Consider the following 20,686-nt stretch of genomic DNA (forward strand, 5'->3'; position numbering starts at 1 on the left):
GTTTGACTGCATCGAAACCACAAAGGTGCAGACTGTCATGGGCAACTATCGATGGTCCACCGAATCTGTGGCCAGAGATAGGCTGTTCTTAAAGTACTTGGGAGTGGCAACCGAATAGTGTGCGCTTTATATGACTTTCAGGGTATTATAAGGGCAAGTCCGAGCGGTCAAAGATTGTGACTGTTATTGTTGAACAGAAAGATAGTGAAAAAGTGAAAGAGCTTGCTGTGCTTTATTCTAAAAAATTTAAGCAGGAATCTGTCATGGTTGTTAAAATTCCGGTTTTAGAATGGAGCTTTATTGGCGCTGACTGGAAAAGGCAGGCTAATGAATAAGAAGCGATAGGGTGTGTTAACCTGGATATTTCATGAGAAAACAATCGGGGGTTAAGGAATAATTCGTAATTACAGTTCTTTGCAATAATATTTCCAGTTGTTTCAAAAATGCAAAATGTAATTCCCGGTATTCTGTCTTATTTTCTCACCCTTCGGGCGAGCCGGGTGCACTCATCTGCTGCGTTATCAGAGGCTTGAGGTAAACCATTACATCTGCAGCCCTGATGCCTTGCATATGAGCGCACCCAACTCGTGAAATATCCGGGTTCAGCCCCCATTCCAGATGTCATGGGGGCCTGAGGGTCATGATTTGTATTCCGTTCTCCCACCAACGGTTCCCTCGCAAGGGCATATACTGATAAAGAGATCCTGCACCATTGTTGTCAAGCACTCTTCTGGCTGGTGTCCTCTGCTGATAGGGGAGCAACATCGGAGGGCTGAGGGATGGGCCCTGCATTATTTCTGGGGTACACGATATGTTCTAAAAACATAACCACCAGAACACCCATGGCAAATCCATTGCCGATCAATGGTGTCAGCAAGGGGGGGAAGGCTGCCTTTATACTCACAGGTAAAAAGGACACAAGGATACTTACCATGATGGGGATCCCTATAATGAGTCCATCTTCAAATGAAAAGCCCTCCGTTCCAAAGGCCACCATCATTCCGGCGGCCAATTGAGAGCACATGATATAAAGTAAAATAGTCCCAACCACGACGGAGGGTACGTTCCAGGCAAAAGCAACCACTCCGGGTAAAAAGGCCAGGGTTAGCATCCCCAGGCTTGTGGGGATAAGGGTAAAACGCGACGCATTGCCGTTGGAGGCGATGATGCCCACGCTCATGGAAAAATTCACGGGTCCGATGACCCCAAAGAATCCGGCCAGCATATTGGACAGGCCGCTGAAAGAGATGCCGGCCGTCACCCGGCGTTTCATGTCGGGGGGATTGATGAGATGCCCCACCGCCTGGATAGATCCCAGATCGTTAATGGAAAGAGCAACAAAACAGATCAAAAAAGAGATAAGAAGTCCGGGATCCCATATGAAAGTCGTTGTAAAATCAGTAAAAAAAGTTGAGACATATCCGAATGAACCCCGGTCGGAACAGACCTCGGTAGGAACCAGGAGTACGTAGCAGATACTGCCGGCGATGATCGCCCAGACGATCATGGTGGATTTCCAGATCCCCGGCAATAACCGATCGGCCACAATCATGACCATAAAAAAAAGAAAGGCAAAGGCAAGGTTGATTAACCCGATTTGCGCAGAGGCACCCCTGAGTATTAAATTCAAAATGGTTGGGGTAATGGTCAGGGCGATCAGCATGAGGATCGTGGCCACGACGCGGGATGTAAAATAGCGGGAGATTCGCGAGAACAAGCCTGTGGCGTTCAGCAGCAGCTGAAACGCACCTCCTGCTGCAATGCAGGAGTATATGGCGTTGATATCGCGTCCGCTCCCCGCCAGAATAGCCACCAGAAGCACGGTGGCCGGGCCGGTGATGAGCGGCAACCTGTGACCCCAAAGCACCTGGAAAAAAAGTGACGCGCCCATGACAAAAAATAATTTTTGCATGTAGACCAGTTGTCGGCCGACGTCTGTGAAATGAAGCCCGGCCACGACCTTACCGATAATAATGACTGTCGCTATAGTGATAGCCAGCCATTGCAGGCCATAGATCAGGGTTTGTGCCAGGGGCGGCCACTCATCCAGGCCGTATGTGAGTTTACGTTGTTCCATGATGTCCTCCAAAAACAGTCACAATATAAAAAGATCAACTGATAAAAAAGTAGTGGCCTGGCCCGATAGCCCGGATATTTCATGGGAAAACAATCGGATCCAAGCAATATGTTATAATTACAGTGCTTTGAGGTAATATTTTCGATTTTTTCAAAAATGCAAAATGTAATCAACGGTATTCTGTTTGATTTTCTCACCCTTCGGGCGTTCCGGGTGCACTCATCTGCCGCGTTATCAGAGCTTTGAGGTAAATCGCTACATCTTCAGCTCTGATGCCTTGCATATGAGCGCACCCAACTCGTGAAATATCCGGGATAGGGTGGGAAAGGCGAGTAGAAAAGGGCGAATGATATTTTTCATGTTTGAAATATCTATATTTTTCTTTGTAATTCACCGTAATCACTGGGTCATTGCCATGGCCTGGTCGTTTTCTCATGAACTGTCCAGGCTAAAATATGAATCGGGATGAATGCTTGCTATATCCCGAGAAAAGAAATAATCATTTTGTTATACAAAGTAATATTAACCCGGCAACTAACTATGCAAGCTATCAGTGGAAGAGATGTCAGCGTTGTCGGGGTGATCGTGCCCCTCGAAATTCATGCCTTTAACCGCCGGGTTAATAATAATGAATATACCTCTTTTGAGAGCATGAAAAGAGAAAACAATTATTCTAAAGTATTCCTCATCGTTAAAGGAACAAGCGCTTTATCTCTGGATATTTCACGGGACAAGCGCACTCATATTCAGGGCATCAGAGCCACGGATTCAGTGGTTTACCTCAATACTCTGTTAACGCTGCAGATGAGCGCACCCAACTCGTGAAATATCCGGGCTAAGGTGGCACACCTTGTTGCCGGAGGCTTTTATTGGAGCTGAATAGATGTTGCAAGGATCCCTTGTATTTTTCGGAGATTCTGTTATTCGCTATATTTCCTTGTAATACAGGCAGATATCTTTATTTTGTTGTGGCTTATTGCGAGCTATTCGGGACAGGGTAGAGGTGACGGCAGGCAAGATGCGTGTTTACAGTCTGTCCTCTTCCTGAATTCTATCGAATTATAGCAATTTCACGCTGTGAGTCCTTTTTGCTCAAGTCTTGCCTTCGAAGGACGATGGGTGTATTTGTATATGCTGGTTTCTCATGCAAAACCGATATGATTGGAGAGACCACTAAAATGATGGCGAGGCAGCAGGAAATAATGAAAGAATCAGGACATTACGACCCAGCCATCCACATGCTCAGGGAGAAGGAAATAAAGCGGCTTCTCCTCCTGGATGGGAAAAAAAGAAGAAATCTGTGGGTGGAAGCACAGGGGGGGCATGGAAAATCGGTTTTTGTCTCCCAGTATCTTAACTATATCGATGCGGATTTTGTTTGGTATTCGATGACCGAAGCGGATGCCGATCCCATCACGTTTATCCGGGGTATCGCTCTCTGTCTGGCCGAGTTTTCCGACCATTTTTCAGAAACGCTTGTGACCCGAAGGATCGAGTGTGGGGAGATCTCACCGGACAACCTCGATTTTGCCGCAGACCTCATCAGTTTGGAGTTGAAGAAACTGCCGCCTAAGCGGCGTCCCTATATCGTCCTGGACGATCTGCACAACGTGTCGGCATCCCCCGTTCTTCTGGGTTTCCTCGGGAAACTCTGCGGAGCGTTAAAAAAAATTATTCCCTTTGCCTGTATTACTCGAAATCGGGTCGGAACCGATCTCGAGGCCTTTCGAGACCTGCTTCACCCCATCGTCATCGGGTACGACTTTCTTGCCATGGATATCGAGGAAACCGCCTGCCTTTTCAGGGAACATTTTTCCGTGGATCTCGATGAAAAGGCCCTTTCCCTCCTGATGAAAAGAACGGAGGGGTGGATGATGGGTATCCTCTCCCATGCATTGCATTATAGCTGCCATAAAGAGTCTGTTTCTTTTTCACCGGAAGATGCTCTCGTGGACAGCATGGCGGGTCATCTCGGTTTTTTTTTTCAGGAAGAGATTTTTGATGGGATCTCCAAAAACCTTTTGCCCGATCTGATGCGGCTGGCCCTTGTGGAGAACATCCCTCTTTCCCTGGCCATGGAGATGACCGGTAACCCGAAGATTGGAGAGGCGCTTGAAGCCCTTTGCGCTTCAAATTATTTTACCCGCCAGGACCGGAAACACACCGGGGTTTACCACTTCCACCACCTTTTCCGAGAATACCTTCGAAATGAGGCAGAGAAAAATCTGCCCCCAGAGATTCTCCGCGAAGCCCTGTGCTGCGCTGCCGACTTTTATCTCAGATTCGATGAGCTTGAAACCGCTCTGGGTCTTTGCGTGAAAGCGGAGAACTTATCTAAATTTCAGGATATATTAAAAGATGCAGGCGCCCGGATGCTCTCGGAGAACCGGATCATTACCCTGACGGCGTTTCTCTCCAGAATTTCCGATAAAGTGGCCGATCAGTACCCCTGGATTTCTCTGTACCAGGGGGTTGTCTGTCTGGATACCCGTCCGTCCGAGGCCCTTTCTTATCTGCTTTCCGCACGGGATCGTTTTGTCTCTTCGGGGGATGAGCAGGGGGAGCTTCTCGCCTTGGCCCATATAATCCACTACTACGCAACCATTGACGCGCAATTCAAGAGAGGAAGAGGGTTTCTTCTACGGGCCGAGAGACTCTTTGAGGCCCACGGTACGGAACTTTCCGTTTACTGCCGCATTCAGGCCCTGATCTTTCTGGCCATTGGCAGCGAGCTTTTCATGGAAGAGCTTGAAACGGCCCGGTCTTACACCGGCCAGGCCCTGGCCCTGGCACAACGCCATGGCCTCACCAATTTTATGGCTGAGGCTCGGCTGAATCGCGGTTTTCTCTGTATGTTCCAGTGTGATTACAAGGGTTTTTACCAGGAGATGGAAATACTTCATCCCTTTCGCCTGAACCCGGGGATCTCTGCCCATACCCGAATGATGATTCTTCTGGCCATGCTGAATCTTCTCGAAGAGGATGGTGACTTCTTTACCTACCGCTTCTACAGGGACCGGTTGGACCGGGAGGTCGGGGACAATCTCCTTCAGCAGAGCATCCTCTCTCCCTTTCTTTCGGTCTGGGATACCGACGCGGCCATTGCCGAAGGGAATGAGGAGGAGGCCTGGCGTATCACCCAGGAGATGGTGGGCTCAGGCCGCATAGACCAAAGCCCGCATTTTTACAGCCAGATCCACCAGTACCAGGCCTTTCTATGCGGCCGGAGACATGATGCTGCCGGTGTCCGGGCGAATGCAGAAAAAGCGCTTTCCATGCGAGATCAGGTGGAATACACGCCGCTTTATGTTCTCTGTCACACCAGCATCGGCATGGCTTTGGGGTTCTGCGGTCAACAGGATGCGGCCATCACCCATCTGGCCGAAGGGATACGCCTTTCCGTCAGATGCAATGAGACCTATATTCGCACTTCGGCCCATATCCATCGTGCCCGGATCCTTGAGGACAGCGGAAAAGAGTACAGAGACGACCTGGAGACGGCGGTCCAGCTCCTCAGGGAGAACAGGCATTGCCACCTGGCCCTGTGGGTGCCGGATGTGATGCGGCGCTTTTTGCATACCGCAATCATCCATGATATCCATCCGGAGTTCTGCAGAGAGCTGGCCCTTGCGCGCCTGGGGCTGGCTTTTACAGGGCATGGGGACCCCATACCGGCCCTTTTCATCGACACCTTGGGGGATTCGATGCTTCGCATTGAAGGCAAAAAGATCGCGGGCCATGCCGATTTAACCCAAAAACAGCAGGCGCTTTTTTCCATTCTGCTCTCCGTTCCCGGTAAAAGCATCTCCGTGGAAAAACTCCAGACCCTTCTCTGGCCGGAGAGCTCACCAGCCAAGGGCCGCTCCAGTTTCGATTCCATGCTTTCCCGATTTCGAAAAACCGTGGACACCCACCTCTACCCGGGTAGCTCCCATCACTATTTCCCCCTGAAGAACGGGACACTCTCCCTCACCGGCTGTCGTGTGGACGCAGACCGGTTCATCGCTCACGCGGAGGAGGGGAGGGCCAGGCATGCCAGGGGTGAGTTCTGGCAGGCGGCCAACGCTTTCCGAAAGGCGCTCACCCTCTACCGGGGGGAATATCTCCCCGGCATGGCCCTGGACCATTTCGCCGTTTCTTTAAAAGAGCACCGGCTCGTGCCTCTTTTGGAATCCTGCCTCAACTTGTGGTGCGATATTTTCCAAAGGGAGGGGGACGGCTACCCCGAGGACCTGGACCTCATCGAGTCCCGTCTCACCCGGGAAATCTGCCGGGAACCCATCTGTGAGACGTTAAAGGAGTTCTACAGGCGCCGGGGAAACATCCGGGGGGCCAAACGGATGGCGATGTATCTCCATCCGTAAGTTGGGAACGCGGGGCACCGGGATGTTATTTCCACTCGTAGATAAAGGTGGAAAACAACGAATCCGGATTGCCGTCCTGCCCTTTGGCATATTTTTTGGCTTCTAGGAGATAGCCCTCTTCGTCGAAGTCGAATGCCTCGTACATAAAAGGACTCTCTATCCGGGTGCACCGACCCCTTAGAAGACCGCAGGGGTCCACCTTAGATCGATGTAATGCACTATCCAACGCCATCAAATAGTTAGGGCGTAGAACTGTTTCGCCCCAAGCTTGCCCTTCCCAGCCTGCGGGGTCCGGCTGAGAAAAGGTGAAAACACTTACCCGGGGTGTCTGCCCTTTGAGAGTCATGGTGCGCTTCAAAACGGAGTCGGATTCCCACTCGTAGGTAAAGGTTTGCGTCCCGCTATCGGTCTGATAAAAGTCACCGGCCTCTGTGTAGGTGTATGTCCAAATTCGACTCGGGTGCTCCGGATCATCGGCGCTGGCGACCTGGACCCTTGTGGGTTTTCCCGAGGCATCGTAGGCCCAGGTCTCGATCTCCTCGAGGCCAACCCCTAAATCGGAGCGGTTGATTTTTATGAGCCGTCCATTCTCATCATATTCCATCACAGCACCAAACTGGCCACCATCGAGTCGGTTTGGCCTGCCGGAATCGTCATACGAAATGGTTGTTGATCCCCCATCCCACTGGCCATCGGTCCCTTCGTCCATGCGGATAATCCTGCCTGTGTCGTCATAAATGAACCGCTGGTCATCTTCTTCAGCAGCATGCTTAATAATACATTCAAGAAGACCGCTGTCCTCATCGTACGTGTAGGACGCATAGGTCACCAACTCTTCCGAGCCTGGGCTTTTTTCAAAAATGGTCGTAAGTTTTTTCATGGGATCCCACGTTGATGCATTGGGGCCCTCTGGGGTGGCCGTTGGATCGGTGGAATTCGATCCGCCACAGGCCGTGATAAAAAAGATAAGCGTGATGACCGGAATCATCCGGAAAAGATATTTGTAAGTCATACTGCCTCCTAAAAAAAGTGATACGTAAACGTTTCTGGAGGCATCTTAAAACGCGGCATCGCACATCTATCTCACAAAATCGAAAGATGGCCGGGAAAAGGGGTGGGTGCTTATTTTTTCGCACCTCATCGGCTTTGTTGTGCGGTGCGGCCCTTTGGCCTGTCTGTTAAACCCGGCTTTATAAAATCAGGCAAAAAATTTAGCCCCCGGCAGGACCGCCGGAGGCTCTTTCGTTATGATGGGCTGAATCGTGATTGTGTCACATATCCAGACGCAACCACGTGGTGCTACTCTCTTGAGACAGCGCGACAGACATTTAAAGAGTAGCCATTTGCCGTATACACGTAACCGTCCAACACCGTGATGCCCTCGACCACACCCGATAGAGCTATGGAGCCGACACGCTCGGGCTTGGTCGGATCGCCCACATCAATCACCTGAAGACCGAAAGACCCATCCGTCACGTAGGCCGTATCGTCCCGAATCGTGACATGAAAGGCACCGCCAAGCATATCCACGCTACCGAGAATTTGGGGATGGGTCGGAACCCTCACATCGATCACCTGAAGATCGCCACTCCCATCCGCCACGTAGGCCGTGTCGTCCAGAACCGTGACATCACAGGCACGGCCCGGCAAATCCACGCTGCCGGCAAGCTTGGGGTTAGTCGGATCGCTCACATCGATCACCTGAAGACCGCAAGACCCATCCGCCACGTAGGCCGTATCGTCCAAAACCGTGACGCCAAGGGCATGACCCGGCGTAGCAACGCTGCCGACAAGGGTGGGATGGGCCGGATCGCTCACATCGATCACCTGAAGACATCTGTAATCCGCCACGTAGGCCGTACTGCCCAAAACCGTGACGTCAAAGGCTCCGCACGGTGTATCCACGTTGCCGAGGATCTGGGGATTGGCCGGATCCCTCACATCGATCACCTGAAGACCGGCATCCTTATCCGCCACGTAGGCCGTGCCGTCCAGAACCGCGACGCTCTGGGCAACGCCCGGCGTATCTACGCTGCCGACAAGGGTGGGATTCGCCGGATCGCTCACATCGATCACCTGAAGACCGGCATCCTCTTCCGCCACGTAGGCCGTGCCGTCCAAAACCGTAACGCCACAGGCCCAACCCGGCGTATCCACGCTACCGACAAGCTCGGGAGGGGCCAGGTGGTTCACATCGATCACTTCAAGACCGTGAGGCCCATCCGCCACGTAGGCTATGCCGTCCAAAACCGTGACGTCAAAGGCCTGGCCCGCCGTATCAACGCAGCCGACAAGCGTGGGATGGGCCGGATGGCTCACATCGATCACCTGAAGACCGAAGTCCACATCCGCCATGTAGGCCGTACTGCCCAAAACCATCACGTTAGCGGCATGGCCATGTTTTTCCAGTGTATCCACGCTGCCGAGAGTCTGGGGATGGGCCGGATCCCCCACATCGATCACCTGAAGACCGGAGTTCCCATCTGCCACGTAGGCTGTGCCGTTCAAAACCGTAACGCCACAGGCAGAGTCCGGCGTGTCCACGCTGCCAAGAATCGTGGGCCTGGACGGATCTCTCACATCGATCACCTGAAGGCCAGCCATCCCATCCGCCACGTAGGCCGTGCCGTTCAACACCATGACATTAAAGGCAGAACCCGGCGTGTCCACGCTGCCAAGAAGTTGGGGGTGGGCCGGATCCTTCACATCGATCACCTGAAGACCGGCATCCCCATCTGCCACGTAAACCTTACCGTTTAAAGCCGTGACGCCAGAGGCATAATCTTGCGTATCTACGCTGCCGATGATCTTGGGACTGGCCGGATGGCTTACATCGATCACCTGAAGACCGAAGTCCCCATCCGCCACGTAGGCTGTGCCGTCCAAAACCGTTACACCGCTGGCCGAGCCCGGCGTATCCACGCTGCCGATAATCGTGGGCCTGGCCGGATGGCTTACATCGATCACCTGAAGGCCGGCATCCTCATCCGCCACGTAGGCTGTGCCGTCCAAAACCGTGACACTGCCGGCCCAGCCCGGGGTATCCACGCTACCGAAAAGATGTTTCTGCACTTTCGCTACGAGCACTCCAAGAGACAGAGGTTCGTTCCCATGCACCGCCGTGGTGCACTCTTGAAAAAAAGACCAGTCTCCTGACAGCTTTTCCTTGCCGGTTACCGGCTCCCAGAGCATCACATCGGCCATATCCCTGTCGCCATCACCGTCGATGTCTTCAGACAGCATTGTCGTGACGTACTGGCGTATCAGCTCTTTGGTTGCCGATTCGGGGTAGCCCGCTTTGATCATGTACGCAACTTTTTGGTAGATCACTTCAGAAAGTATGGTGACCGAGTAGTCCCCGGCCTGGATCTGGCTTTTCGTTGCCACCAGGTGAATTGTGCCCTTGTTTGCCACCGGGGCGATGTCCCCGATGACCCCGTTATCATCGGGATCGATATCCGTCCCCCCCGTGATGGCGATGATGTACAATTCATTGTCCTGCAAAATATTGTTTGGAATTTCAAACAAACCTGCGTCAGACAAGGTGCCTGAGTCCGAGGTGGTGGTGGAAAAAATCGATGTATTCGGCTCGCTATACGCGTAGACATCGACGCCCGCCGCAACCAGGGGGCCCAGCAGCGCTTTTCCCGTGGATGGCTCGGTCGGGTCATCACTGTGACCGCCACCGCCACCACATCCGGTCAAAAAAAGCGAAGAGACCAGAACCAAAATTAACAGAGTTTTCAGAAAAATACGTTTCATCATATGTCCTTTTTGATGCATGTCCTGATTTTCTATTCCATCCGAGCCATATCCACGACTCCACACCGTTGACCTGCCATTGCCTCTCTTTTTCTTTTTAAAAAAAGAGTCACTCTTCAGCTCCCATAAAAAACTGCCGGCGGCAGGGTGTGCCAGCTTGTGTCCCTGAATGAGTGATCGGTCAATGATCTGGGAGGCATTGTAAAACGGGGCATCTCACATTTTTCTCACAAATGAAGGGAGGGCTGAAAAAAACCGGTGACTCTGCTCATTTTTTTCATTATCTGAACCTAACGATTCAACCTATGAATAAGGGCCTCCGGGGGCAAGGAGTGACGCGTCACCGCTGGTGTGGGGGATGTAAGGTAGGGTGCGCTTGCGCACCGTCGAAGCGCCTGACCGATCATCGAAGCCGATGAGGTCGGTGGCCCATACACGGTTTAATCATGGCGAAGGATTTTATTTTCCCTGGCATATGATGTGCTATCACACCCGGTGTGCTTGGTCTTTCTGCCTCGCCCTGTGGTGCGACCTTTTCCAAAGGGAGGGGGGCGGCTACCCCGTGGACCTGGATCTCATCGAGTCCCGCCTCACCCGTGAGATCTGCCGGGAGCCTGTCTGCGAATAAGTGAAGGCATTCTGCAGGCACCGGGGAAACAATTGGGGGGTCAAACGGATGGAGGTGTCCCTCCATCCGAAAATTTTTCACCTTACCGGGCCTGTTATTGGTTAAAAGAAAAGCCCCGACATGTCACTTCCACTCGTAGACCATGGTGGCAACCAGCACATCCGGATGGCCTTCGGGACCATTTTTGTATTGCCTGGACTCCACGGGATAGCCTTCTGCGTCGAAGTCGAATTCCATATAACCTTCGTCATTTTCTACCTGGGAATAAAGCCCCCTGCGGATGCCGAAGGGATCCATCCTCTGAGACCCACTGATTAAGTGGCGCAGGTCCGTATAATACCGGGGCATGAAGACGATCCCTTTGTCTAAATCCCCTAATGTCTCCCAGGCAACGGGGGTGTCGGAAAAGCTCAAGTTCTCGACGCTTTCCGTTCCGTTCGTACTATGGGTTACCTTCAAGTCGGTATCGGATTCCCACTGGTAGGTAAAGGAGTGAAAACCTATCACGGCCTGATAAAATTCACCGGTCTTTGTATAGGTGTAAGCCATGGTCATGACTGGACTGTTCGGATCATGGGCGTCGGCTACACTGATCTCTACGAGCTTTCCCGCATCGTACGTCCAGGTATCGATAGACATGGGGGTGTCCCCATCCATATGGGTGACCTTTATTATCCGATCCTTAGCGTCATATTTTATTTCAACGGCTTCTTTTGGCCCATCGAAGCGGGTTATTCTTCCAGATTCGTCATATTCCCGGGTGGATGAAAAGGTGGTCATGTTTGGATCCTGAGGAATTATGTCTTCTCGGATGATCCGGCCCTTATCATCGTAATCCAGGCGGAGTTCTGACCCTGTTTTGGAAAAACTTTTAAGAAGCCCGCTGTCTTCATCGTACGTGTAGGAAGCAACGGTGGACAACGGTTCGTCGGGGTCTGCCATTTTTTGGGAAATGGTGATGAGTTTTTTTTCGGGATCCTCTGGTGGTGCCGTTGGATCGGTAGAACCCGAACCGCCACAGGCCGTGGTGAGAAAGATGAGAGCGATGACCGGAATCAACCGGAAAAGATGTTGGTTATACATGCAGCCTCCTGAGATAGTGATACGTCAATGTTCTGTGACGCTTTATAAAACAGGACATCTCACATTCTTCTCACAAAACCAGGGATGGCCGAAAAAAACCGGTGGTTTTAGCTCTTTTTTTACCATGACCTGAAATAACCCAGGGTCCGTTTACAGGATGGAGAACTTTCCGGCCACGCAATTCAAGGCGTGCTATCGGTTTTGACGGCAAAGGGTGCGTGATCGTCCGCGTGGGGGGGGGTATTTTTTCTGTTGAAACCACGATAAAAACATTACAATTACCGCTGGTTGGTTTGATGGATTTTAGCCCTGCCATGAACAGCAACCCTTCAGGGAGGTTCCAAGGATGAATGTACCGGATGTAAGCCGTATCATCGATGTGATGAAAGCAAAATCATACAAGGTATTCGAAAATTCGTCTGGGTATGACCTTAACCTTGTGGGAATCCGCAGCACAGACACCCGCGCCAACACCTTCAACGACTGGGTCACCGTGTTTTATCGATTTGACGGGACGTGGATCGGTTTTGCCTTCCCGGCGACCACCGACCCCGGTACCTATTACAGGGAAAATCCCATGAACGTGCGTGGCACCGCCATCATGAAGCCCGGCCAGTACCGGGGCGCATATAAGGTCGGCAGGCACAGGGGGTATAAAGCGCTTCAGCAGAAAGGCCCCGTTACCGTTTTTCGGGATATGGATTTGAATGAGACCATCGACACCACAGGGACTAAGGAAGACACCGGGCTGTACGCCGTGAATATTCACAAGGCCAACGCGTATCGCCCCAGTGTTCAGGTGGGGAAGTGGAGCGCCGGTTGCCAAGTGGTTCAGGATCCCGATCACTTTGCGTTTCTTCTTAAACTATGTGGAAATGGAGCAGACCGGTATGGGAATTCATTCACCTACACACTGCTCGAAGAGGTTGATTTTCTGTGACTATTTACCTTTATCCCTGGACGCCATCTCAAGGGCAAGGGGCCAGCAGACCGCCCGTGTTAAATCATCGTGCAGACTATCCGGTCATGTTGGTACAGATAAATAGAGAGCGGGCATGATTCCATGGAATCATGCCCGCTTTTTTGCTTTTGATGGGATCTTATCGGGCCAGAGCTTTTGCTTCAGGCACCCCGGCTTTTTGGGAAGGAAAGGGGGGCACCTTGTATGGCCCTTGGGCTGGTGCTACTGAAGCCAGGTCTTGACCCGGTTTGGGTGTGCAGCCACCCATTTTTTTGCGTTTTCATAGACATCGGTATCTTCCACGGTGTTCATGGCCATGACCTCACCGATCTCGGCTGCGCTCCACTTGAAGTTGTCCAGAACCCGGTAGACCTTGGGGTGATCGGTTTTCAGGCCCTTGCGTACGAAGGTGTTGATGGTCTCTGACTCGCCGAATACCTTATCCGGATCTTTGAGAAATTTCAGGTCGAACTTGGCGAATTTCCAGTGGGGGACCCAGCCAGTCACGGCGATCCACTCTTTCTTGCGGTAGCGGTTGGCCAGGGATGCGGTCATGCCAGCGCCGCTGGAGGAGACCAGCTCAATTTTAGAGAGGCCGTAATGTTCGAGGGCCTCTTCAGCTTTGATCATGACGCCGGCTCCGGGATCGATGCCGATGATTTCCTCGTCAAATTTTTTGGCGTTGGCGTTCATCTCGGCGATGGAGTCGATGGTGACATAGGTGGGGACGATGAGTCCGATTTTTGCCCCTTCAAAGTTGGGACCGAGGTCTTCGATTTTCCCTTGATAGCGTTTGATCATGTCCCCGTGGGTGATGGGGAGCCAAGATGTGGTCAGTGCATCCTGGTCGCCTGCGGCCAGAGCTGCGTACATGGCGGGTGCTGAGACGGGGGTTAGCTCCACCTCATAGCCCAGGTTCTCTTCGATGACGGCTTTCATTACATTGGAGCTGGCCGTGGCGCAGGCCCATTCCACGTAAACGATCTTGATTTTTTCCTTGGCCATGGCCGGAGTTGCGAGCATGGCGGCAACAGCCAGGGCGAGACACAGAGACGCGATACGGCGAATCATGAATTTCCTCCTTCAGGTTTTTTGTTTTTGGTCCCAAACTGCTGGAGAATGCGGTCCAGGAGCATGGCGATTATGACAATTCCGAGTCCTGCTTCAAAGCCCTTGCCGGGCTGGAGTCGCTGGATGGCCTTCCACACCTCGCCCCCGAGTCCTTTGGCACCGATCATGGCGGCGACGACCACCATGGAGAGGGCCAGCATCACCGTTTGGTTTACGCCTGCCATAATGGTGGGCGTGGCCAGGGGAAGCTGCAGCTTAAAAAGTTTCTGTTGCGGGGAGGACCCGAAGGCGTCCGCCGCTTCAATGAGTTCCTCCGGTACCTGGCGGATTCCCAGGCAGGTCAGGCGAATGGCTGGCGGCACGGAGAAGATCACAGTGGAGAAGATGGCCGACACCTTGCCCAGCCCGAAAAAAGGGATGGCGGGGATGAGGTAGACGAAGGCCGGCATGGTCTGCATAAAATCAAGGATCGGCATGACCAGGCGGTAGGCGGTCCGGTTGAGGGCCGCCAGGATTCCCATGGGGATGGCGATGAGGATCGAGACCAGGGTAGCGATAACGACCAGAGCCAGGGTGCTGATGGTGGCTTTCCACAGGCCCATGTTCACGATAAGGGCAAGGCCCAGGATTGCCAGGATCCCAACGGACCGTTTTCTGGTGATGCCGAAGGCCAGGGCGCCGATGCAGAGGATGAACAGCCAGGGGGGGAGGAACATCATTCCGTCGACCAAAATATCAATGAACGCTTCCATGATATCTGAGAATATATTGGTGGCGGCTGAACAGTTCTCGACGAGAAAATCGATGATCGCCTCGATGGCTTTACCTATGGGAATTCGCGGAATATCAAATTGGAGCACATCTGCCTCCTTCGGCAAGGGCGGCCAGCAGTGTGCCCCGAACGATCACGCCGGCAAGTTTTCCCGTCTCTGTGACCACGGCGAGAGGGTAGGGGAGGTCCTTCAGAATCTCAAAAAGATCTGAGGCGGGGGCGTCGGGGCTGACCGTCGTGAGCTCCCGCTGGAGAATGTCCTCCAGGTTCTGGTCTCCCCGTTCTGCGGCCTCTTTGGCGTCGGCTGCAGAGATGATGCCGAGAAGAGAGTGGTCCCGCTGGGTGACAAAGAGGCTGGAGATTCCCTCGTTTTTCATTTTTCGCAAGGCGGCGCGAGGGCCGTCGTTGCGGACATGGCCCACGGCGAAGGGGCGTTTCATCACGGATTCCGCTGTGAGCACCTTGGTGATGTCCACGTCTTCGACAAACTTTTCTACGTAACGGGTGGCCGGCTCCATAAGAATCTGATCGGGCGTTCCCACCTGCACCACCTTGCCGTCTTTCATCAGCACAATGCGATCGCCTATTTTCAAAGCTTCGTCCAGGTCGTGGCTGATGAACACAATGGTTTTTTGAAGCCGGTCCTGCAGGTCGAGGAGTTCATCCTGCATATCCCGTCGGATCAGGGGGTCCAGGGCGCTGAATGCCTCGTCCATGAGGAGAATATCCGGGTCTACGGCCAGGGCCCGGGCGAGGCCGACACGCTGTTGCATCCCCCCGGACAGTTGAGATGGATAACTCTCCTCCCACCCGGATAGTCCCACTTGCTCCAGGACATCATAGGCGCGTTTCAGACGGGTCTCTTTGTCCACGCCCTGGATTTCTAACCCGTACGCGGCGTTTTCAGCCACCGTGCAGTGGGGAAACAGGGCAAAATTCTGGAAAACCATTCCGAATTTTTGTTGCCTTATTTTCAGGAGCTCTGCGTTGCTGACCTTGGCAATATCGACACCATCGACGAGGATGGAACCCGCCGTGGGATTTATGAGCCGATTCAGGCAGCGTACCAGCGTAGATTTGCCGCTGCCGGACAGTCCCATGATCACAATTATTTCTCCGGCTTTGACGTCGAAGGTGACGCCGCCGACTCCGACTCCGTGGCCGGTTTTGCTCAGTATCTCATCCTTCTCAGCTCCATTGCGGAGCATTTTCAACGCACCTTGCGGAGAAGATCCGAAGATTTTTACAAGATCTCGTACTTCAATTTTTGTCATGTAACCTCGCTTCTTTTTTATTCAAACTGGCAGCTACCATAGCTGTTGAAATGTGTGATGTCAAATTCCTCAAGAGATTAATCATCAGTAATTACCTTGAATATGGATGTGATCGAATGATATTTTGCGTTGTTATATTTATTTTAAGGTTATCTTTAAGTAATATGAGTTTTTGATTTAGAAATACAAAACTATTTCAAAAATTTATGGTGGATATTATAGGTTTAATGTGAATTCATAGTGACGTTGTTATTTGTTTATAATAGAAAATAGATTAGCTATATTAACGCCAATTTTAAATTAAAAATTCTCTATCAAATTGTAAGAAAAGTATCCTTTATTGCTGAAAGGATAAAGGAATATTGTAAGATAATATTTAGATTAATTGTGAATGGAAGGGGCTTTTTAATGAAGAAAATCATTCTTGCCGTTCTGGTCTGTGTTGCCGTGTATGGGTTCATTCAGTCCCCCCTGTTTGTGACGGTCAAATCAACGTTCCAGACAGACAAGGTTGTTGAACAATCAAACAGCGATCGGGTCTTGGAACATGCTTTTAAACGTCAGCTCAGTGATATTCAGGTGGGTGGCTCTGGAAAGGTTATCAAGCTGTTACGGGATGATACCCAGGGGAGTCGGCACCAGAAATTTATTGTGAAGCTGGCATCGGGTCAAACCATTCTGATTGCACACAATATCGATCTTGCTCCAAGGATCCATTCTCTATCGGTGGGTGACCCTGTAAATTTTTATGGGGAATACGAGTGGAATGTGAGAGGTGGCGTGGTGCATTGGACGCATCATGACCCAGGCGGTCGACATGAAGGTGGCTGGATCAATCATGGAGGGACGTTGTACGAGTAACGGGGGGCGAGCCGAGTGCACCCATCTTCTGCGTTATCAGAGCTTTGAGGTAAACCACTACATCTACAGCTCTGAATCCTTGAGTATGGGTGCACTCGACTCGTGAAATATCCGGGTTGAGGGTTTAATTTTTGATCAAGAGATGGGTGATATCCCCGGTAAACTGAGTCTTCATGATGTCGGTTTCATAACTCCGGGTTGCTGCGGCGGCGAGTTTTTTGAAATCGATGATGGCCAGATCGGGGCTGTCAAGGGTCTGGAAGTAAATTTTCCGGGTCTGGATGTCCGTGATGAGGGTCCACTGTGTGCATCCGTGGATAAACCGGGGCGGAATCGACACGGATTTGATGAGGGAAAGGCCGTAGTGTATGGCCTCGGTTTCGGACTGAGGTGGTTCCAGGTGCTGGCGGTAATAGGCGGCCCGCACAAAGCGGTCATTGGATTCCTGGGTTCCGGGGATGGGGGCGGTGCCACCGAACCCACTGTAGTGTTTGATGAGCTCAGTGGCGTTTTCATAATCGGTGTTGGTCAGTACAGGAAGGCAGGGGTGGTCGGTTATTTTCAGGGCACCGTCCATAAATTCAAGGATGGCGCTGTGGCCTGTGCTGTCGTGGAGATAAAGGTGGAGCATGATGTTAAATTCCCGGGACGGGGTGTTGGTGACCCGGTAGCGGCCAGAGTTGACGTCGGATAAGGCTTCGTCTACGGTCTTGAAACGGTCCAGGAAGTATTGCTGGAGTGAGGCGATGTCCAGAGTCGTCCGGGGGCCGTCTTTTGGGAATTGTGAGTTGGGGAGGTAGTAGGTCCCGATCTTCAGTCCGGCTTCGTTGAGTCCATCCACGCCAGCATAGAACGTCCCCTTGGAGGGGCACGGAAAGCGTGTGTTGAAGGTAAGGGCGGCATACCGGCTGGTCCATTTTAAGGGGGCCGCCTCTGCTGGCGTGTATTGGGCTTGCTGTGATGTCCCCCGGGGCGTGTAGCGGATAAATCCGTCTCCAAACATGAAATCAAAGGTGCGGGCCGATACCTGGGTGTTGGGGGTGTCGATCCAGATTTCGGAGCAGGCCCAGGTCTGGGCGGTCCCGATGCTCAGGAGAATCAGGGGGGTGAATATCAACATTCTGAAATGACGGAAAAAAGTTTTAGGTGTCTTGGAAGCCATTCTATAAGTCCTCATTGTTTACTGTGTTTTCTATGTCAGTCATTCGTCTGTCTGTCTGGTGTAATTCACTGAATGATATGTTATTGTCATACGCCTGGGTGTTCTTATCGTCAACGGATAATCATTGGATGAGGTTCAGGCGCGTGACAGCGATGAGGACTCTTCGGCGGTAGGCAACCCATTATTTTTCGAACCGCATGGGTTGCCGGGATTTGTCTGGCAATCCATGGGTTGAGATGATCGTGACTCCACGCGGGAACTAATGCTCGGGTATGCACGGGAGAAGCGTGGACTTCCGGATGGTGGTGTCTCTGTTTTTAAGTAGAATCCGGATAAACAGGGTGCCGTTTACGATGGCCACCGCAGTCAACCCTGTGGCCATTCCCATCCACAGTCCGGCCGCTCCCATTCCTTTTATATAGGCGAAGAAACAGCCCGCCGGGAACCCCACCATCCATATCCCTAAAAAGATGGAGACCATGGGTCTGAAGGTGATTTCAATCCCGCGAAGGCATCCCTGAAGTGTGATCTGAATGGCGTCTGGAACCTGGTATATGGCTCCAAAGAAGAAGAGGGTGGCCCCATAACGGATGACCTGCGGGTCTCCGGTGGCCAGAGCCAGTATTTTTTCCGGGACAGAATAAAACAGCAACCCGGTCATGGATGCCGACAGAAGCCCTAAGCTCAACGTGGCCAGGGCATACGAGGTGATCTGGTCAAAATCTCGGCTGCCATAGGCTCGGGCTGTCTTTACGGAGGCTGCGCCGGCCAGGGCGTAGGGAATCATGTATGTGAGGGACGAGACGTTGATCAATATATTGTTTGCCGCAGAGGCTGTGATGGACATTTTTCCGGAGAGCACCGTGACAAGGGAAAAAATCAAGCCGACGAGGAGGCCGTTGAGGCCAATGGGTAGACCTTTGCGGTAAAGGAACTTCAGGATCGGAAAGGAAATTTTGAAGTTTATTTTTATCGTACGGGCTGTATAAAGATAAAGGACGAACGCCATGAGTGTCCGTGACAGGGTTGTGGCGATGGCAGCCCCCACGATTCCAAGGTCCAGGGTGAAGATGAAAAAGACGTTGGCTGCAAGGTTGAACAGGTTGAAAAAGAGGATGAGGCCGTTTGCAAACAGCGTCTTTTCCTGAGCCTGAAGGTTTTCTTTCAGCACCTGGAAAATCATGACCGGGAGGATGGACGCTGCACAGATCATCAGATAGTCAACGATCAGGTGTTCAATGGTGTGTTCAAATTCCATGAATTGAACGCAGAACCCGGCAGCTCCGATCAGAAAGGTCAAAAGAGTTCCGGTGATCAGTGCCAGCAGGAGGGTGGTCCCCGGCAAGGCGCTGACGTCTTTATTCTGGGCGATCATTTTTGCTTTTAAGGGGCTGATGGCAAAGGCGATTCCCGTTCCGATCAACAGGAAGGGGGAGAAGATGGCTGTGGCAATGCCAAGGGCTGAGAGAACATCGGTGGAGTATCGACCGGCAACCACAATATCGCCAATGCCGAAAAGCATCTGGCCCAGTTGACCTGCGATAATGGGAAGGGAAAAAAGGAATATTTCCTTTAATGAACGTACATAGGCTGACATCTGTGTTCCTTCAAAAAAAAAGAGTACGAGCACGTCAATTGTCGGGGTGTGCACAGTTCTACAAGGGGTCCCGATAATTGGATGATTATCAGGATTCCTTCGAGAAAACGCAGTCACACTCTAAAAGAGGAGGAAGAAATCCGAAAAGTAACCTCTTTTAACAACACATCGTTTCTATTTTTTTTGAAGCGTGTTTTTATACACACGACGTCTTTTTGTTGTCAACAAAAAGCGTCATTCTTCCTTGATGATGACCCGTAACCCCCATGGAGGCGTTGGCATGGTTGAGAAGGCACCTATTTTTGAGAAGATCCGAAAGGACTATCTACTTCAGGTCGCGGGCCTTGAGGCTCCAGACAGGATCCGCGAGGTATTGGATCTCACCGGTCAGGATACTGTTTATCAGATCCCTTTTTTCAACCGGCGGTATACGATCACCTCTGACGGGTGTGTCGATGAAACAGGGGCAGAGGCGAGCCATGCCGCATGCGTGGTGCTGAGCAAATACCTCCTGTTGTGCCCGCCTCGGGTGTCGGAGGATGTCTCTCTGGTGACCTACAAGGATTTCAAGGATGCCGCGCCCTATGTGGGTGGATTCAGAAGTACGGTGGAGTCTCCCATTGCCCGTGATTTCGACGGTGCCCTGGATAGACTGGAACAGCGAAGCCTTCACCTCGGGGGGCGGCCTTTCGATACGGATGTCTCGTGCCAGTTTGCGTATCAGTTCCAGGCGTTGCCAAAGGTTCCCGTCTTTTTGTTGTTTAATGATACCGATGACGAGTTTCCGGCCCAGGCGACGCTGCTGTTTCAGAGAAATGCAGCGGCATACCTGGATATGGAATGCCTCGCCATGGTGGGCGCGATTCTGGCGGTCTGGCTCAAGAACAACCCGTAGCCCGGATATTTCATGAGAAAACAATCAGGACTAAGGAATAATTCGTAATGACAGTTCTTTGCCGTAATATTTTCAGTCGTTTCAAAAATGCAAAATGTAATCCACGGTATTCTGTTTGATTTTCTCACCCTTCGGGCGAGCCGGGTGCACTCATCTGCCGCGTTATCAGAGCCTTGAGG

At 51.9% G+C, this 20,686-nt stretch carries 14 protein-coding genes and 1 pseudogene; 6 read left to right on the plus strand and 9 right to left on the minus strand.

Going from position 1 to position 20,686, the window contains the following annotated elements; translation table 11 throughout:
• Positions 1–170: 170 nt before the first annotated feature.
• Positions 171–335, plus strand: a pseudogene (locus Q1Q75_RS19985) (hypothetical protein); the annotation flags it as partial.
• A gap of 383 nt (positions 336–718) precedes the next feature.
• Here the strand turns inward: Q1Q75_RS19985 and Q1Q75_RS19990 are convergent.
• Positions 719–2,077, minus strand: coding sequence for a solute carrier family 23 protein (locus tag Q1Q75_RS19990; protein ID WP_300674395.1), 1,359 nt, complete (start codon positions 2,075–2,077; stop codon positions 719–721).
• A 540-nt stretch (positions 2,078–2,617) separates the two neighbouring features.
• Between Q1Q75_RS19990 and Q1Q75_RS19995 the strand changes: the two genes are divergently transcribed.
• Positions 2,618–2,902, plus strand: coding sequence for a hypothetical protein (locus tag Q1Q75_RS19995; RefSeq protein ID WP_300674397.1), 285 nt, complete (start codon positions 2,618–2,620; stop codon positions 2,900–2,902).
• A 377-nt stretch (positions 2,903–3,279) separates the two neighbouring features.
• On the plus strand, positions 3,280–6,441 hold the full coding sequence (locus tag Q1Q75_RS20000) for a BTAD domain-containing putative transcriptional regulator (RefSeq protein WP_300674399.1): 3,162 nt from the start codon (positions 3,280–3,282) through the stop codon (positions 6,439–6,441).
• Positions 6,442–6,466: 25 nt separating this feature from the next.
• On the opposite strand, the gene Q1Q75_RS20005 is transcribed toward Q1Q75_RS20000, so the two are convergent.
• The 3 genes from Q1Q75_RS20005 to Q1Q75_RS20015 all read right to left on the minus strand — a co-directional run bounded on the left by Q1Q75_RS20005 (position 6,467) and on the right by Q1Q75_RS20015 (position 11,914).
• Positions 6,467–7,453, minus strand: coding sequence for a hypothetical protein (locus tag Q1Q75_RS20005; RefSeq protein WP_300674401.1), 987 nt, complete (start codon positions 7,451–7,453; stop codon positions 6,467–6,469).
• Between the two features lie 287 nt (positions 7,454–7,740).
• Positions 7,741–10,203, minus strand: coding sequence for a hypothetical protein (locus Q1Q75_RS20010; RefSeq protein ID WP_300674403.1), 2,463 nt, complete (start codon positions 10,201–10,203; stop codon positions 7,741–7,743).
• A gap of 751 nt (positions 10,204–10,954) precedes the next feature.
• A complete protein-coding gene (locus tag Q1Q75_RS20015; RefSeq protein ID WP_300674406.1) occupies positions 10,955–11,914 on the minus strand; it encodes a hypothetical protein in 960 nt (319 codons plus the stop codon).
• A 346-nt stretch (positions 11,915–12,260) separates the two neighbouring features.
• On the opposite strand from Q1Q75_RS20015, the gene Q1Q75_RS20020 reads away from it, so the two are divergent.
• Positions 12,261–12,854 carry a hypothetical protein gene (locus Q1Q75_RS20020; protein WP_300674410.1) on the plus strand — a complete coding sequence of 198 codons (594 nt, stop codon included), beginning with the start codon at positions 12,261–12,263 and terminating at the stop codon, positions 12,852–12,854.
• 243 nt (positions 12,855–13,097) lie between these two features.
• On the opposite strand, the gene Q1Q75_RS20025 is transcribed toward Q1Q75_RS20020, so the two are convergent.
• Genes Q1Q75_RS20025 through Q1Q75_RS20035 form a run of 3 tightly spaced genes read right to left on the minus strand, consistent with a single transcriptional unit; the run spans position 13,098 to position 15,992 of the window.
• Entirely contained in the window at positions 13,098–13,946 is an 849-nt protein-coding gene (locus Q1Q75_RS20025; RefSeq protein ID WP_300674413.1) for a glycine betaine ABC transporter substrate-binding protein, read from the minus strand.
• Positions 13,943–14,806, minus strand: coding sequence for a proline/glycine betaine ABC transporter permease (locus Q1Q75_RS20030; protein ID WP_300674415.1), 864 nt, complete (start codon positions 14,804–14,806; stop codon positions 13,943–13,945). Before Q1Q75_RS20030 ends, Q1Q75_RS20025 begins: the two co-directional genes overlap by 4 nt.
• Positions 14,793–15,992, minus strand: a complete 1,200-nt coding sequence (locus tag Q1Q75_RS20035; RefSeq protein ID WP_300674418.1) for a glycine betaine/L-proline ABC transporter ATP-binding protein — start codon at positions 15,990–15,992, stop codon at positions 14,793–14,795. Before Q1Q75_RS20035 ends, Q1Q75_RS20030 begins: the two co-directional genes overlap by 14 nt.
• A 408-nt stretch (positions 15,993–16,400) precedes the next feature.
• Between Q1Q75_RS20035 and Q1Q75_RS20040 the strand changes: the two genes are divergently transcribed.
• A complete protein-coding gene (locus Q1Q75_RS20040) occupies positions 16,401–16,853 on the plus strand; it encodes a DUF3465 domain-containing protein (protein ID WP_300674420.1) in 453 nt (150 codons plus the stop codon).
• Between the two features lie 124 nt (positions 16,854–16,977).
• Here Q1Q75_RS20040 and Q1Q75_RS20045 read toward each other — a convergent pair whose 3' ends face one another.
• A complete protein-coding gene (locus Q1Q75_RS20045) occupies positions 16,978–18,015 on the minus strand; it encodes a linear amide C-N hydrolase (RefSeq protein WP_300674422.1) in 1,038 nt (345 codons plus the stop codon).
• Positions 18,016–18,274: 259 nt separating this feature from the next.
• On the minus strand, positions 18,275–19,612 hold the full coding sequence (locus Q1Q75_RS20050) for an MATE family efflux transporter (RefSeq protein WP_300674425.1): 1,338 nt from the start codon (positions 19,610–19,612) through the stop codon (positions 18,275–18,277).
• Between the two features lie 280 nt (positions 19,613–19,892).
• On the opposite strand from Q1Q75_RS20050, the gene Q1Q75_RS20055 reads away from it, so the two are divergent.
• On the plus strand, positions 19,893–20,507 hold the full coding sequence (locus Q1Q75_RS20055) for a DUF3786 domain-containing protein (protein WP_300674427.1): 615 nt from the start codon (positions 19,893–19,895) through the stop codon (positions 20,505–20,507).
• Positions 20,508–20,686: the final 179 nt, after the last annotated feature.

It is taken from the genome of Desulfoluna sp., from assembly GCF_030145185.1.
In the GTDB taxonomy this organism is placed as follows: Bacteria; Desulfobacterota; Desulfobacteria; order Desulfobacterales; family Desulfolunaceae; genus Desulfoluna.